12 protein-coding genes are annotated in these 13,652 nt (G+C 63.1%); 3 read left to right on the top strand and 9 right to left on the bottom strand.

What is annotated here, in order from left to right:
• Nucleotides 1-99: 99 nt before the first annotated feature.
• Nucleotides 100-1,383 carry a serine--tRNA ligase gene (serS, locus tag B5477_RS05820; RefSeq protein WP_079698823.1) on the top strand — a complete coding sequence of 428 codons (1,284 nt, stop codon included), beginning with the start codon at nucleotides 100-102 and terminating at the stop codon, nucleotides 1,381-1,383.
• A gap of 57 nt (nucleotides 1,384-1,440) precedes the next feature.
• Here serS and B5477_RS05815 read toward each other — a convergent pair whose 3' ends face one another.
• From B5477_RS05815 to B5477_RS05790, 7 genes are all read right to left on the bottom strand, one after another.
• On the bottom strand, nucleotides 1,441-2,682 hold the full coding sequence (locus B5477_RS05815; protein WP_079698822.1) for a hypothetical protein: 1,242 nt from the start codon (nucleotides 2,680-2,682) through the stop codon (nucleotides 1,441-1,443).
• A gap of 234 nt (nucleotides 2,683-2,916) precedes the next feature.
• On the bottom strand, nucleotides 2,917-3,705 hold the full coding sequence (locus B5477_RS05810) for a biotin--[acetyl-CoA-carboxylase] ligase (RefSeq protein WP_159448949.1): 789 nt from the start codon (nucleotides 3,703-3,705) through the stop codon (nucleotides 2,917-2,919).
• A gap of 88 nt (nucleotides 3,706-3,793) precedes the next feature.
• On the bottom strand, nucleotides 3,794-5,818 hold the full coding sequence (locus B5477_RS15025; protein ID WP_159448948.1) for a hypothetical protein: 2,025 nt from the start codon (nucleotides 5,816-5,818) through the stop codon (nucleotides 3,794-3,796).
• A gap of 76 nt (nucleotides 5,819-5,894) precedes the next feature.
• The gene (locus tag B5477_RS05805; RefSeq protein WP_079698820.1) at nucleotides 5,895-7,064 is read right to left on the bottom strand and encodes a hypothetical protein; all 1,170 of its coding nucleotides are present in this window, start codon (nucleotides 7,062-7,064) and stop codon (nucleotides 5,895-5,897) included.
• A 37-nt stretch (nucleotides 7,065-7,101) separates the two neighbouring features.
• A complete protein-coding gene (rlmB, locus tag B5477_RS05800; RefSeq protein ID WP_079698819.1) occupies nucleotides 7,102-7,869 on the bottom strand; it encodes a 23S rRNA (guanosine(2251)-2'-O)-methyltransferase RlmB in 768 nt (255 codons plus the stop codon).
• Between the two features lie 131 nt (nucleotides 7,870-8,000).
• Complete coding sequence (locus B5477_RS05795; protein WP_079698818.1) at nucleotides 8,001-8,285, bottom strand: hypothetical protein; 285 nt, start codon at nucleotides 8,283-8,285, stop codon at nucleotides 8,001-8,003.
• 400 nt (nucleotides 8,286-8,685) lie between these two features.
• Nucleotides 8,686-9,384 (bottom strand): DUF6062 family protein, encoded by a 699-nt coding sequence (locus tag B5477_RS05790; protein WP_079698817.1) that lies wholly within the window; start codon nucleotides 9,382-9,384, stop codon nucleotides 8,686-8,688.
• 640 nt (nucleotides 9,385-10,024) lie between these two features.
• Between B5477_RS05790 and B5477_RS05785 the strand changes: the two genes are divergently transcribed.
• On the top strand, nucleotides 10,025-10,882 hold the full coding sequence (locus tag B5477_RS05785; protein ID WP_079698816.1) for a DNA-3-methyladenine glycosylase family protein: 858 nt from the start codon (nucleotides 10,025-10,027) through the stop codon (nucleotides 10,880-10,882).
• 39 nt (nucleotides 10,883-10,921) lie between these two features.
• Here the strand turns inward: B5477_RS05785 and B5477_RS05780 are convergent, their stop codons facing one another.
• Both B5477_RS05780 and B5477_RS05775 read right to left on the bottom strand, forming a co-directional pair.
• The gene (locus B5477_RS05780) at nucleotides 10,922-11,920 is read right to left on the bottom strand and encodes a Gfo/Idh/MocA family protein (RefSeq protein ID WP_079698815.1); all 999 of its coding nucleotides are present in this window, start codon (nucleotides 11,918-11,920) and stop codon (nucleotides 10,922-10,924) included.
• Nucleotides 11,921-11,932: 12 nt separating this feature from the next.
• A complete protein-coding gene (locus tag B5477_RS05775) occupies nucleotides 11,933-12,916 on the bottom strand; it encodes an ROK family protein (protein ID WP_242942130.1) in 984 nt (327 codons plus the stop codon).
• Between the two features lie 108 nt (nucleotides 12,917-13,024).
• Between B5477_RS05775 and B5477_RS05770 the strand changes: the two genes are divergently transcribed.
• Entirely contained in the window at nucleotides 13,025-13,630 is a 606-nt protein-coding gene (locus B5477_RS05770) for a pentapeptide repeat-containing protein (protein WP_159448947.1), read from the top strand.
• The last annotated feature ends 22 nt before the right edge of the window (nucleotides 13,631-13,652 follow it).

Here is a 13,652-nt window from a genome sequence, read left to right as displayed (position 1 = left end):
GGCCCGCAATTTGGGTGGCAACGCGGAGTCTTTCGTCCCATACGGTGTATGGGTCGGGGACTCTTTTCATTTTGTAAGAAAATAAGGGAGGACTAGAAAATGCTGGATATCAATCTATTGCGCACCAATCCCGAGCTGGTCAAGGAGAACATCAAAAAGAAGTTCCAGGACGAGAAGCTGATCCTGGTGGACGAGGTCGTCGAGATGGACAAGCGCTTCCGCGAGGCGAAGGGCAAATGCGACAACCTGCGCAGCCAGCGCAAATCCATCAGCAAGGAGATCGGCATGCTGATGGGCAAGGGGCAAAAGGAGGAGGCCGAGCGGACCAAGGAAAAGGTCGCCGCCATCGCCCAGGAGCTCGAGGAGACCGAGCGCCTCGAGGAGGAGCTCACCGCCGAAATCCGCAAGCGCATGCTCGTCATCCCCAACATCATCGACGAGAGCGTGCCCATCGGGAAAGACGACAGCGAGAACGTCGAGGTCGAGCGCTTCGGTGAGCCGAAGGTGCCCGACTTCGAGGTGCCCTACCATGTGGACATCATGGAGAGCCTGCGCGGGATCGACCTCGACTCGGCGCGCAAGACCAGCGGCAACGGGTTCTATTACCTGTGCGGGGACATCGCGCGGCTCCACTCGGCCATCCTCTCCTACGCGCGGGACTTCATGATTGACCGTGGCTTCACCTACTACGTCCCGCCGTTCATGATCCGCTCGAACGTGGTCACCGGCGTGATGAGCTTCGCGGAAATGGAAAACATGATGTACAAGATCGAGGGCGAGGACCTCTATCTCATCGGTACCAGCGAGCACTCGATGATCGGCAAGTTCATCGACACCATCCTGGAGGAGGACGCCCTGCCCCAGACGCTGACGAGCTATTCGCCCTGCTTCCGCAAGGAGGTGGGCGCCCACGGGATCGAAGAGCGGGGCGTCTACCGGATCCACCAGTTCGAGAAGCAGGAGATGATCGTGGTCTGTAAGCCCGAGGAGAGCAAGGACTGGTTCGTAAGACTCTATAACAATACCGTCGATTTCTTCCGCTCGATGGACATCCCGGTGCGCACGCTGGAGTGCTGCTCGGGGGACCTGGCCGACTTAAAGGTCAAGTCGATCGACGTCGAGGCCTGGAGCCCGCGCCAGAAGAAATATTTCGAGGTGGGCAGCTGCTCCAACTTAGGGGATGCACAGGCGCGCAGGCTGGGGATCCGGATCCGCAGCAAGGAGGGGAAGAACTACTTCGCCCACACCCTCAACAACACGGTGGTGGCCCCGCCGCGTATGCTAATCGCATTCCTGGAGAACAATCTCCAGGCCGACGGCACCATCGCCATCCCGCAGCCGCTGCGCATGTACATGGGCGGCAAGGAGTTTATCGGGAAATAGAAGATTCTTTAAAAAGGTGCCCCGCCAGAATGGCGGGGCACCTTTTTAACGGAAACCCTACTCGTAGAATTTTCGCAGCACCGGCACCCCGGCCGTCACGCTGCCGCTGGCGGTGTTGACGGCCATGCTGCGGATGGTCCAGTTTGCCTCGTCGAAGCCGGTGAAGTTCCCGAGCGAGGAGAAGCCCTCGAGGGGGTAGCCCCTGGAGTAGGAATCGACCGATATGCTTCCGCCCCGGAACGCTTCTCCAACGCCGTTGGAGACGGCCGAGGTGCACCAGTAGGACTTGCTGAGCGCAACAGCGCCGCCGGTGGTCTCTCCGAACAGGGCGGATGTGCCGAACTCCGTCGAAGCAAGGGAAGCCGGTACCGCGTAGCAATCCGTGATTTGCAGCCTGCCGTCCGAGCGGGAGACCAGCCCGCCGGGATAACCGCAGGACACCGCCTCGACTCCCAAGGCGTAGCAGCGTTCAATGGTGCTCGAATTAAACCAGCCGACCAGCCCGCCGGCCTGATAGCCGCTGACGGAGCAGTTGAGCGCGTAGCAGTCGCGGATAATGCTGCCGTCGAGCGTGGAAGCCAAAGCGCCGGAGTTTCTGCCCTGTGTTTCCCGGTAGGGGGAGAAGAGCGCGGTGGAGTCCTCGATCCCGAGGCGCTGGACGGTCGCGCCGGTGAGCTGCGCAAACACGGGCTCGTTTAACCCCCTGATCCGGTGCCAGCCGCCGTCGTAGGTTCCGCGAAAGTTGCTGACCGACGCGAAGCTCCCGCCGCAGTCGATGTCGTTCACCTGCAAGAAACTTGCGGAGAGATGGTTTTCCACATGGTCGAGCTGCTCCCTGGCGCTCACCCGGAAGGGGCTTTGCACACTCCCGTCCCCCGCATAGTAGGCCCCCGCCGTCCCGGCGGGGCAGCCGCAGGTGGGCGTGGTGGTAAAGCTCTTGACAGCCGTCGCCTCCCGGTCGAACGCCGCCCGCCCGGGCGCCGCGTGGGCAGTGACCTTGAGCGTCCAGGTGCTCGGCCCGGCCGGGTCGTAGCGAAGCGGCAGGTAGACATTTACCGGCGAGGTGGGGGTAACCTCCACCGCCGCCGTCACTTCGGGCGCGCCGGAAGGATAGGCCCCCTCAAAGAGGGAAAAGGTGTAGTCGACCGTCCCCGAAGAGCGGGTAAAGGGGATATTGACCCCGTAGTCGCAGGCATAGCCGTCCCGCACCGTGACCGTTACCCCATCGTCCGCCGCCCCCGCCGGGACGCCGGCCGCCAGGAAAAAAGCCAGCGCCGCCAAAACCCACCGTTTTTTCATAGAATTCACCTTCTGAATAAGACCGCTAGTATAGATAGCTTGCGGCCGCTCTTCAGAGGGCAAGAGGCAAAAAGCGCTGGATTTCCTTGCTTTTTTCGCCAAAAGAGGATATAATTAGGAAAAGAATGTCAGTGGTTGGGAATTTTGTTCCACCCCTGCGCGAAAAGAAATGAAAACGAGACCGCAAGCTATCTATGCTTACGGTCTTTTTTCTTGGGGCTATTTTCCCGGCGCCTATGGCGCCATGCGTACGCTCACCTCGCCCGAGCGCAGGGTCTGCCGCTCCCCGTTCGCGTCGCGCACGATCAGCCCGAACTGCTCGTCGATGTCCTCGGCCAGGAAAACCCCGCACTCCTCCTGTGAGCGGATCACCACCCGCTGGCCGAGGGTGACCATCCGGCGGCGGCACTCCTGCCGGATCAGGGGCAGGTTTTGCGGGAATCCCCGGTAGCTTTCCTCCAGCCGGTCCAGCAGCGCCGCGGCCAAACGTTCCCGCTCGAAGGGCTGCCCCGCCTCGGCCCGAAGCGAGGTGGCCACCTCCTGCAGCTCGGGCGGGAAGGCGGAAGGATCATTATTGACGTTGATCCCGATCCCCAACACCAGCCAGGCAGGGACCCCGTTTTCGATCACCGACTCGATCAGAATCCCGCAGACCTTTTTGCCGCCGACCTGCACGTCGTTGACCCACTTGATCCCCGGGGCAAGGCCGCAGACGTCCTCGATCGCCTGCGCCACGCAGACCCCCGCCAGGGAGGTCAGCGCCGCCGCCTGCGTGAGCTCCCCCCTTGGGCGCAGCAGAACGCTCAGGTAAATCCCCTCGCCCGCCGGGGAATGGAAGCTGCGCCCGAGCCGCCCGCGCCCGGCGCTCTGCCGCTCGCAGAAAACGGCGGTGCCCTCGGGCGCGCCCTTCGCCGCCAGCTCCTTTAGCGTCAGGTTGGTCGAGGCGGCCTCCTCGAGCAGAACCAGGTTTCCTTTAAAAAAATCACCCTTCAGGGCCGAAACGAGCTTTTCGCGCTGCAGCACGGCGTTCCCCTCCTTCGCAGAGTCTCCCCTTATTATAGCGAAAAAAGCACCCGCTTCCAAGAGGAAGCGGGTGCTTTTTTCAGTTTGATTAAATCCTGCGCAGATTGGACAGGAGCACCACCAGCACCGTCCAGACCAGCTGATAGCACAGCAGCAGGGTGAAGGTGATGTTCGCCATTCCCGCGAAGAAGGCGAAGAAGGTGATGATCGCATAGCCGATCACGGTGGAAAGCAGCTGCACCGCGGTGCCGATGGTCACCGCCGACTTGATCCGCGGGATGATCCCCAGCGCCCGCAGCATGGTCATGATCGAGCCGGAGTAGACGATCGACGCATGGGCGCGCCCGCGCGGGGCCATCACCCGCTCGTAGTCGGCGTGCAGGCTGGCGGGCACGATCCTGATGAAATGCTCGGGATAGCTGTAGAGCATAGACAATTTTCCCGGCGTGATGTTCGGGTCGGTGGAGTGGACGATCAGCGCCACCCCGCGCTCGGAGAGCTCGCGCAGCACCGGGGCCACCCGCTTGTCGCTGCCATAGGACAGGGCGAACATCGCGATCAGCTCGCCGGAGTTCGAGAGGTAGAGAATGTCCTTCCCCTCCCCGACGTAGCGCTCCTCATAGTCCTTCGAGGGGGTGCTCACCCCATGGTTTTGCATCAGCTGCGCGTTGCCGATCAGCACACGCTTGCCGTCCACCCAGGCGGAGAGGCCCATCGAATCCTCGAAGACGATGTTCTCGGCCTCCTTGAGGATCTTGCTGTTCCCACCGAGCATCCCCTGGAAGATGGGGGCCAGTGGCGAATCGGTCGCGCAGATGACGCTGCACGCGTCGAGAATCGCCTGCTCGATCAGGCTCTCCTGGAAAACCTTCATCGAGCTTAGGGTAATGCTGTCGGGCGGGAAGAGCTCCTTGGCCTTGAAGGTGACCGCCTTGACGGAGTTGTACTCCTCGACCACCGGGTAGCCCGCGATGACGGTCCCGGCCTTGGTGAGCTTCTTGGCCGCGCGCAGCATCGGCATGTTCCCAACCATGGTGGAGGTGAAGGGCGCGCAGACGGCCAGCAGGCCGCTGAGCACCGTGAGGGAAACGTAGAGGCTGCCGCCCACAAAGTAGCTGATCACCGACACGGCGATCGATGCGAGCAGGCAGATGATCACCAGCACGCGGTTGATGCTCTCGGCATAGTCCTGCGCGTAGGACGCCTCCAGGAAGCCGGAGACGTACTTGGTCTTGACCGAGTAGGTGATCTCGGGCAGGTCGAGCGGCAGGCCCCGGGAGAGCTCGCGCGCAAAGTCCGGGCTCTTGATGGTGCGCATGACGTATTTCTCCTGGTCCGAGCAGACCAGGCGGCTGTTGCGCTCGATGCGGGACATCATCATCATTTTGCCGACGATGTTGAAGAGCAGCCCCAGCACCGGCACGCAGTAGTAGAGCTGGACCCCGACCTCTGAAGCGGCGGAAGGGGTGACGACCAGGGCCACGCCCTGGGCCATCGCCGCGATCATGGCGAGCGAGATGAGCGAATCGTTGTCCGCCTTGAAGGTGAACATGCTCACCAGTCCCCCGCCGATGGTCGAGCTGTTGATCAGCATGGTGATCGCGACCACCGCCACGTTGACGATCATGAACATCCGCACCGTGTCCGGATTTTCGGGCAGCATGATCGGCGGCAGCGGGAAGGCCTTGGAGATGAAGGAAAACGCGAGGTAAAGAAGCCCCACGAAGGCGGCCGTGGTCAGTGCGAAGCGCACCCGAAGGCCCATCTGCGCGCGCTTGATGTCCGCGCGGATGGCCCCGCGCTCCTCCTCGCTGCTAAGCGTGTCGGCGGGCGTGCCGTGCTCGTCGTAGTCCACGTCGTCCTGGAAGTCCTCCGGGTCGAGCGGCAGATGCTCCACCGGAAGCTGGGGGAGCGGCTCCTCCCCGCCGAGCAGCTTGGTCGCCTCATCCGCCGGCGGCGCGAAGGGGGATTGCCCCGCCGTCTGCGGCACGGAGAAATCAGACGCCGCCTCGTTCACCGGGGGCACCACCGTGGTCGCCTCGGGCGGCGGGGTATAAACCGGCTGGCTTACCGGCTCGCTCTCGGCGGGCGGGGCCATGACCGGGGCGCTCACCGGCGCGCCGGCGCTCCCGGAAAAAGAGCCCTGCGACGGGGGATTAAACTCCCCCGTCGGCTGGGTGATGTTAAAATTAAAATTGCCAGGAGCCGCGGACGGCGCCTGATAGCCGCCCTCCCGCGGCGAGGCGGGGGCCGGATCGAAGGCCGGCCTCCCGCGGCGAGGCGGGGGCCGGATCGAAGGCCGGCGCACAGGGGATGGGCGGGGTATAGACCGGAACGCCCACCACCGGGGAGGAAAGCGTCTCCATCTCGGGCGCCGGGGAAACCACCGGCGCGCCGACGATCGGCGCGCTGCGCCGCGGCTGAATGGGCGGGCGCTCGGGGTCGATCCCCTTGCCGAGCCCTACCCCTTCCCCGAAGTTTTGCAGCAGGTCGTCCATCGAGGGCTTTGGGGTGCGCCGGGTGGCGGGAGCCGCGGAGGGACTCGACGGGGCGGCGGAAAACTGCGGCGTCTGCGGCGGATAATTTTGCCGGGGCGCCGCCGGCGGATTATATGGCTCGGGCTGATAGCCCTGATAACGGCTGTTTTGGCCGTAGCCACCCTGCTGGGAATAGGAGCCCTGATCGGGCTGGTAGCGCCCGGGCTCGTCGTAGGGCTGCTCATACTGGCGCGGCGGGTATTCCTCCCGGGGCGCCGGCGCCGCCGGGCGATAGCTCTCCCGCGACGGGGCCGGAGCGCGGTAACCCCCCGGGGCACTCGGGACGGGCGGCGCAAAGTCGGTGGTGTTCTGGGTGGAGCTAAACTGGAAGCCCCCCTGGCGCGGCGCCCTTTCCTCCGGGGCATAGCCGCGCGCCGGATAGGACTCCTCATATCCCGCGTTCCCGCGTGGGGTGGGCGGATAGGAGGCGCGGTACTCCTCCCGGTAGGGGCGGTATTCCTCCCGGGGCGGCTTTCGCCGCTCCGGCTCATATCCGCGCTGCTCATAGCGCGGCTCGTCGTAACCCCGGCCCTGGCGCGGGGCGTAGTCCTCCCGCCTGGGCTCCTCATATTGCTCGTAGCGCCGCGGCGGATACTCCTCCCGCGGCTGCTCATATTGCGCGCGGCGGGGGGCATAGTCCTCCTGCCGCCAGTTATCATTTTGCGGATAGCTCTCCCGCGGGGCCGCACGCGGCGGCGCATAGCCCTGCGGCGCATTCTCCGGCGGATAGGGCGCGCGGCCGTCATACGCCTGCATGCGCTCCTGTTCCCGCTTGCGCCTTACCTCTTCGAGGATCGCGTCGATATCGTAGTTTCCGTTCATTTCTCAAGTTCCCCTTTTGAGTCGACCGCGCTGGAGGCTAGCCCCTCTTTGCAGCGCTGCGCTGCCGCGCGATCTCATACATCAAAATCCCCCCGGCAACCGAGGCATTGAGCGAATTGGTCCGGCCGTACATCGGCAGCGACACGACCTTGTCGCAGCTTTCCTTCACCAGCCGGCCAACGCCCCGTCCCTCCGAGCCTATGACCAATGCGGCCGCGCCATCCATATTGCAGGCGCGGTAATCCTCTCCGTCCATATCCGCGGCATAAACCCACACGCCGCGCTCCTTGAGCTCCCGGATGGCCGACACCAGGTTGGTGACCCGGACCACCGGCATATATTCCAGCGCGCCCGCGGCGCACTTGGCGACCACCGGCGTGAGCGAGACCGAGCGGCGGCTGGGGATAAGTACCCCGTGCGCGCCCGCGGCCTCGGCGGTGCGGATGATGGCGCCGAGGTTGTGCGGATCCTCGATCTCATCGGCGACGATCAAAAAGAGCGGCTCGTCCCCCGCCTTGGCCCAGACGTCCTCCATCGTGGCGTACGGGTGGCCCGGCAGGGCCGCCGCCACCCCCTGGTGGGACGCGCCCCCGGCGATGGCCGAGAGCTTCTGGTCGTTGACGCGCTTGATGGGGATCTTTCGCTCCTGCGCCAGCGCGATGATCAGGCGCAGGCTGCCCTGCGCCTCGCCCTGCTGCAGGTAGAGGGTATCCGCCTCGTGCCCGGAGCGCAGCAGCTCCAACACCGGGTTGCGCCCGACCACATACTGGCGCTCGTAAGCGCCGCCTTCCCTCTGATCCGCCATGCGAATGTCCACCTTTCCGTCGCGTTGCGGCCATAAAAACCGTATAATAGCCACTTATGGCTATTATAGCACAGTCTGCCACAATATTACAATGCGTAATTTGCCGCTTAGGCGCGAAATCGGCCGGCGGCTCAGAGCAGCGCCACACACAGCACGACCACCCCGCACACCCCCAGCAGTGCCAGCGCCAGAGCGCCCAGCTTGCGCCAGCCCCATCTCCTGCCGCGCCGGGGTGCGAGCATGGACACCGCACCGTGCGAGCGCAGCAGCCCGTCGGCGTAGTCCTCCGCCATGCGCAGCATGCGCTCCTCGCTCACCTCGTCCTGCTCCGGCTTTAAAAAGAGCACGATCCGCTCGAAGCAGCTGCCGTCCTCGCCATTGATTTCGATGATCCTCTTATTGGTCCCTCTGATCACTGCATAACACCCCTTATCGCCAGTTTTTCGTCTTTGCCATTATTGTTGGCAGCCACCGCCAGGGGTATGCACCGTTATTCACCAAACCATCCAATATTCATACAATCCCCAAATACAGGGATTGACAGTTTTCCTTCCACAAAATCTTGTGGATATTCCTTCCCGCCTTCCGGGAATATTCGGTATACCGCCGCAAAAAATGCATCGCCGCGCGCGGGCAATATACCAATGGTAAAACGGACTTTTCCACAGCCCGTTCGGTTTTATGCGAAACCCGTTGTGGAAAACTCGGTGGAAAGTGTGGAAACTCCCCATTCTCACGCGCTTTACAAAAATTATACATTTCACGAATAATTATGCGCGAGTCTTGTCGAAAAAATTTTCATACTAAAAGTAATCCCTACTTGTCACCGATCTGACGCGCGCAAAGATAGGAGATCGAGCGCTCGATCGAGGAGCGGACCTCCTCCGGGATCGGCCCGGGGGCCGCGTTGCGGTAGTCGAAGAGGTTGCAGAAGCGGTCGACGTCCTCCTTGAGCGCCTCCAGCCGGCCCAGGGTAAGGCCGCCGGCCACCTCCAGGAAGCCGGGCAGCGCCTTCTTTGGCAGCTTTTCCTGCGCCTTCTGCGCGAGCAGGCGGTAGTGCGGGAAGCAGATGCACTCCTGCTGGGAGAAGAGCGTGCGAAAGGCCTCCTCCTTCTGCCACAACCCGAGGATGGTGTCGAGCATGCGCTCCATCGCCCAGTCGATCCGCGCGCAGACATAGCACCCTTCGTCGACCTCCCTGGCTTTTTCCAGGCGCTTGTCCTTGCCCAGGATGGGCGCCTTGGCCCCGACGACCTCCTGGCGGATATAGTCGAGGTGGGACTGGAGCATGAGCCCCAGGCTCAGGCGGTTCTTCCTTGTGAGCATCATCCGGAAGTGGTCGGTACAAAAGCCCTGGCGGTTGGTGTCCTGGCGCACGTCCGGCTCCATCATGGCCGCGCCCATGATGTACTCCAGGCACCGCTCCTCCAGCGTGTCCCGCATGCGGCAGAGCGGGCAGCCTTCCTTGGGCTCGAACACCTCGCTGACCGGGATGGTGTAGATGGTATCCTTCAAAGCCGTTCCCTCCTAAAGCGTATAATAGTAACGATGTGGCTATTATATCACGAGCGCGAAGCGTAAGTGATATAATTGGCCATTGGCGGCAGCGCCGGCAGGCGCGGATCGCCGCGGCCGTAAAGATGTATAATAGCCACGATGTGGCTATTATATCACGAGTGCGAAGCGCAAGTGATATAATTGGCCATTGGCGGCAGCGCCGGCAGGCGCGGATCGCCGCGGCCGTAAAAGATGTATAATAGCCACGATGTGGCTATTATACCACGAGCGCGAAGCGCAAGTGATATAATTGGCCATTGGCGGCAGCGCCGGCAGGCGCGGATCGCCGCGGCCGTAAAGATGTATAATAGCCACGATGTGGCTATTATACCACGAGCGCAAAGCGCAAGTGGTATAATTGGCCATTGGCGGCAGCGCCGGCAGGCGCGGATCGCCGCGGCCGTAAAGATGTATAATAGCCACGATGTGGCTATTATACCACGAGCGCGAAGCGCAAGTGGTATAATTGGCCATTGGCGGCAGCGCCGGCAGGCGCGGATCGCCGCGGCCGTAAAGATGTATAATAGCCACGATGTGGCTATTATACCACATTTATGATATAATCCGATAGAACCCTCAGAAAAAGGAGTGCACCGCTATGAGCCATATCCACCGCTTTCCCCTCCCCTCGCCCGACGACTTCGATGCGCAGCAGACGCTCGACTGCGGGCAGGCCTTCCGCTTCCAGCTACAGGAGGACGGCTCCTATGCCGGAGTGGCGGGCAGCCATCCCTGCCGGATCTGGCAGGAGGGGGCCGCGGTCGTGGTGGAGTGCTCCTGCAATGAAGATGACTGCGCCCCCTTCTGGCGGCGGTATCTCGACCTCGGGCGGGACTACGGCGCGCTCAAGCTGATCCTGCGGCAGGACCCTGTGATGGAGAAGGCCGTCTCCTTCTGCCCGGGCATGCGCCTGCTGCGCCAGGACGAGTGGGAGACGCTCTGCTCCTTCATCCTGAGCCAGAACAACAACATCAAACGGATCAAGGGGATCATCGCCACCCTCTGCAAGGAGTTCGGCCAAAAGCTTCACGGCGGGCAATACGCCTTCCCCGCCCCTCGCGACCTCGCGGGACGCACCCTCGGGGAGCTCGGGGTGCTGCGGGCGGGCTTTCGGGCCAAGTACCTGCTGGACGCCGCCCAAAAGGTCGCCTCGGGCGAGCTGGAGCTGCGCTCGCTCTACAGCCTCCCGCTCGGGGAAGCGAAGGAGCGGCTGATGACCATCCACGGGGTGGGCCCCAAGGTGGCGGACTGCGTGCTGCTCTATGGATATGGCAAAGTGGAGTGTATCCCCAAGGACGTCTGGATCAAGCGGGCGCTGGCGATCCTCTATCCCGACGGTTTCCCCGCCGCGCTCGAGGCGGTGGGCGGGCTCGCGCAGCAATATCTGTTCCACTACTGCCGCACCTGCCCGCAGGCGCTCGAGGAGCCCCGCGCGCTCGCCGGGGCCGGAATATAACATAGCAGAAGGCCGCCAAAAAATTTTGGCGGCCTTCTGCTAATCCTGTATATCGCTGGGAAACCGGATCCCGGCCTGGCGGCGGATCGTCTCCATCGCGCCGCTGACCTCGCAGGCGAGGGCGCAAAGCTCCTCCACCTTTTCCCGGTTTCGGGCGGGGTCCCCGATCGCCTCATAGAAGGAGCGCGCCTCAAAGCTCATGATGTGCTCGCGGGTGTCCTCCCCGGCGAGCGCCTCCTTCCTCCCGTCGGGGTGGTGCAGGGTCATCCCCTGCAAGGTGGAGATCGAGTCGATGGTGATCGTGCCCCGCTCCCCGATGATCTCGCTGCCGAGCTTGGTGGTACCGGCCTTGCAGTGGGTGATCACCGCCCCGAAGCCGTCGTACTCGAAGATGGCGCTCCCGGCGGCGTCCGCGCCGCTTTCGAGGAAGGAGGCGCTGGCCTGGATCGCTTTCGGCCTCCCGAAGAGCCGGATGGCCGGATAGACGCAATAGACCCCCATGTCCATCAGCGAGCCGGTGCAAAACTGGGGGTTAAAAATATTGGGCAGCTCGCCGCGCAAATAGGCGGGATACTTGGAGGAATACTGCGAGATGTCAAAACGCGCCAGGCGCACCGGGGCGATCTCTTTCACCGCGCGCTCGAGCAGCGCGAGCGCGGGCAGATGCATGGTCACGATCGCCTCGAGGAAGACGAGCCCTTGGCGCCTTGCCAGGCACACCAGCTCCTCGGTCTGCGCACGGGTGGGGGCGACCGTCTTTTCACAGATGACGTGCTTGCCGTGCTCCAGAAAGAGGCGGCTCTGTTCGACGTGCAGCGAATTGGGGCTGGCGATATAGACCGCGTCGATCTCATTGCTCTGTGCCATCTGCCGCAGGTCGGTAAAATAAGCCGGCGCGCCGGTCTCCGACGCAAACTGCTGCGCGCGCTCCCCGCTGCGCGAATAGACGGCGGCGAGCGTCAGCCCGTCCACATATTTTGTCCCGCCCAGGAAGGACTTCACGATCCAGCCCGATCCGACGGTCCCCAGACGCACCATACCGCCCACCTCCTATTCCCGGCCGAGCATGGCCGCGCCGATGATCCCCGCGTCGTTGCCTAAAGAGGCCTGGACCAGCTCGGTGGTGTACCGGTCCGCGCCGCCGTAGACCTCCTTGTAGACCTCGGCGCGCAGCGGGGCGAGCAGCGCCTCGCCGCTGTGGGAGATCCCGCCCCCAAAGCAGATTTTCTGCGGATGAAGCATGTTGATGAAGTTGGTCACCCCGCAGGCGAGGTAGCGGATGTAGGTATCCACCACCTTGGCGGCGGACGCGTCGCCCTTCTCCCTGGCGTCGAAAGCGGTCTTGCCGTCGACCTTGCCGATGTCCCCGCCGACGAGCTCCCACATCCCGCTTTGTGGGTCGCTCATCATCTCCTCCTTGGTCATGCGGATCAGCCCGGTGGCAGAGGCGTAGGATTCCAGGCACCCCGGCCGCCCGCAGGTGCAGCGCACCCCGCCGATCTCGACGACCGTGTGCCCGAACTCGCCCCCGCGGCTGTGGTAGCCGGAATAGATCTTCCCATCGATAATCACCCCGCTGCCGACCCCGGTGCCGAGCGTGATCATCATGGCGTATTTGCAGCCCTTCATCGCGCCCGCCAGGCACTCGCCCAGGGCGGCGGCGTCCGCATCGTTGGCCATCTCGATCTTCCTCCCGAGGCGCGCGAGCACCAGCTCGCGCAGCGGCACGTTCTCCATCACAATATTGTTTGAGTAGATGATGGTACCGCTCTGCGAATCGACGCTCCCCGGTATCCCGGCGCCGATGCTCACGACCTCGCCGAGGGGAATCCCCGTTTCGGCGCAGAGGTCCCGCACCAGCTTATTTAGGGCGTTGGCCAGCTTTTCGCCGTTGTCCTCCCCAGCTTGGGAATAGGTCGGCAGGGACATCTTTTTGACGATCTCATATTTCTCGTTTACCAGTCCCGCCTTCACGCTCGTGCCGCCGATGTCGATCCCGATATAATAGCTCATGCGCTCGCTCCCCTTTTGCATATTCTGCCTTCCATGGTAGCATACCCGCCCTTCGCCGTCAATCGGATATTGCCTCCCGGAAAGCGCTGTGATACAATAAGCCTATTCACTCAAAAGGGGGCGCTCAACATGCTGGAGCAGGACAGGCTGGAATATGAAAACGAGGACTTCTCGGGCGAGGACTTCGGAGAGCGGGAGCTGCGGCGGGTCACCTTCCGCAAGTGCCGCTTCGGGGGCGCCGTGATGAGCGATCTTGTCACCAGCGGCTGCACCTTTGAGCGCTGCAGCTTCACCTTCGCGCAGATGGGCGGCTCCACCCACAGCGGTACCGCCTTCCTCAACTGCAACTTTGAGGAGTGCATCCTCTTTGGGGCGCTCCTGGAAAACTGCAAGTGCACCGGCTCCTCCTTCTCGGGGGCCGACCTGACCGGCTTTGCCATCCGGGGCGGGAGCTACGACTACACCGCCTTCTTCGAGAGCGACCTGTCCGGGCTGACGCTGGACCATATCTCCTTCGCGCATGCCGACCTGCGCGGGTGCGACCTGCACAAATCCTCCTTGCAGGAGTGCGACCTCTCACATGCGCTGCTCTTCGGGGCCAAGCTGCAAAACAGCGACCTGCGCGGCGCGCTGCTCGACGGGGTGGACTTCAAAAGCGCAATCCTCAAGAACACCAAGATAGACGTTACCCAGGCAATCCTGCTCGCCGAAAGCCTGGGCTGCCGGGTGGGATAAGCCTATCATTAAAGGAGCTTCG

This window comes from Provencibacterium massiliense, assembly GCF_900169495.1.
GTDB lineage: Bacteria > Bacillota > Clostridia > Oscillospirales > Ruminococcaceae > Harryflintia > Harryflintia acetispora.
This window is presented reverse-complemented; position numbering and strand designations above follow the sequence as displayed.

Bases quoted from the DNA above. Each gene is read 5' to 3' on its own strand.
- serS (WP_079698823.1), top strand. From the start codon at position 100: ATGCTGGATATCAATCTATTGCGCACCAATCCCGAGCTGGTCAAGGAG.
- B5477_RS05815 (WP_079698822.1), bottom strand. From the start codon at position 2,682: ATGAAAAAACGGTGGGTTTTGGCGGCGCTGGCTTTTTTCCTGGCGGCC.
- B5477_RS05805 (WP_079698820.1), bottom strand. From the start codon at position 7,064: ATGAACGGAAACTACGATATCGACGCGATCCTCGAAGAGGTAAGGCGC.
- rlmB (WP_079698819.1), bottom strand. From the start codon at position 7,869: ATGGCGGATCAGAGGGAAGGCGGCGCTTACGAGCGCCAGTATGTGGTC.
- B5477_RS05785 (WP_079698816.1), top strand. From the start codon at position 10,025: ATGAGCCATATCCACCGCTTTCCCCTCCCCTCGCCCGACGACTTCGAT.
- B5477_RS05780 (WP_079698815.1), bottom strand. From the start codon at position 11,920: ATGGTGCGTCTGGGGACCGTCGGATCGGGCTGGATCGTGAAGTCCTTC.
- B5477_RS05775 (WP_242942130.1), bottom strand. From the start codon at position 12,916: ATGCAAAAGGGGAGCGAGCGCATGAGCTATTATATCGGGATCGACATC.
- B5477_RS05770 (WP_159448947.1), top strand. From the start codon at position 13,025: ATGCTGGAGCAGGACAGGCTGGAATATGAAAACGAGGACTTCTCGGGC.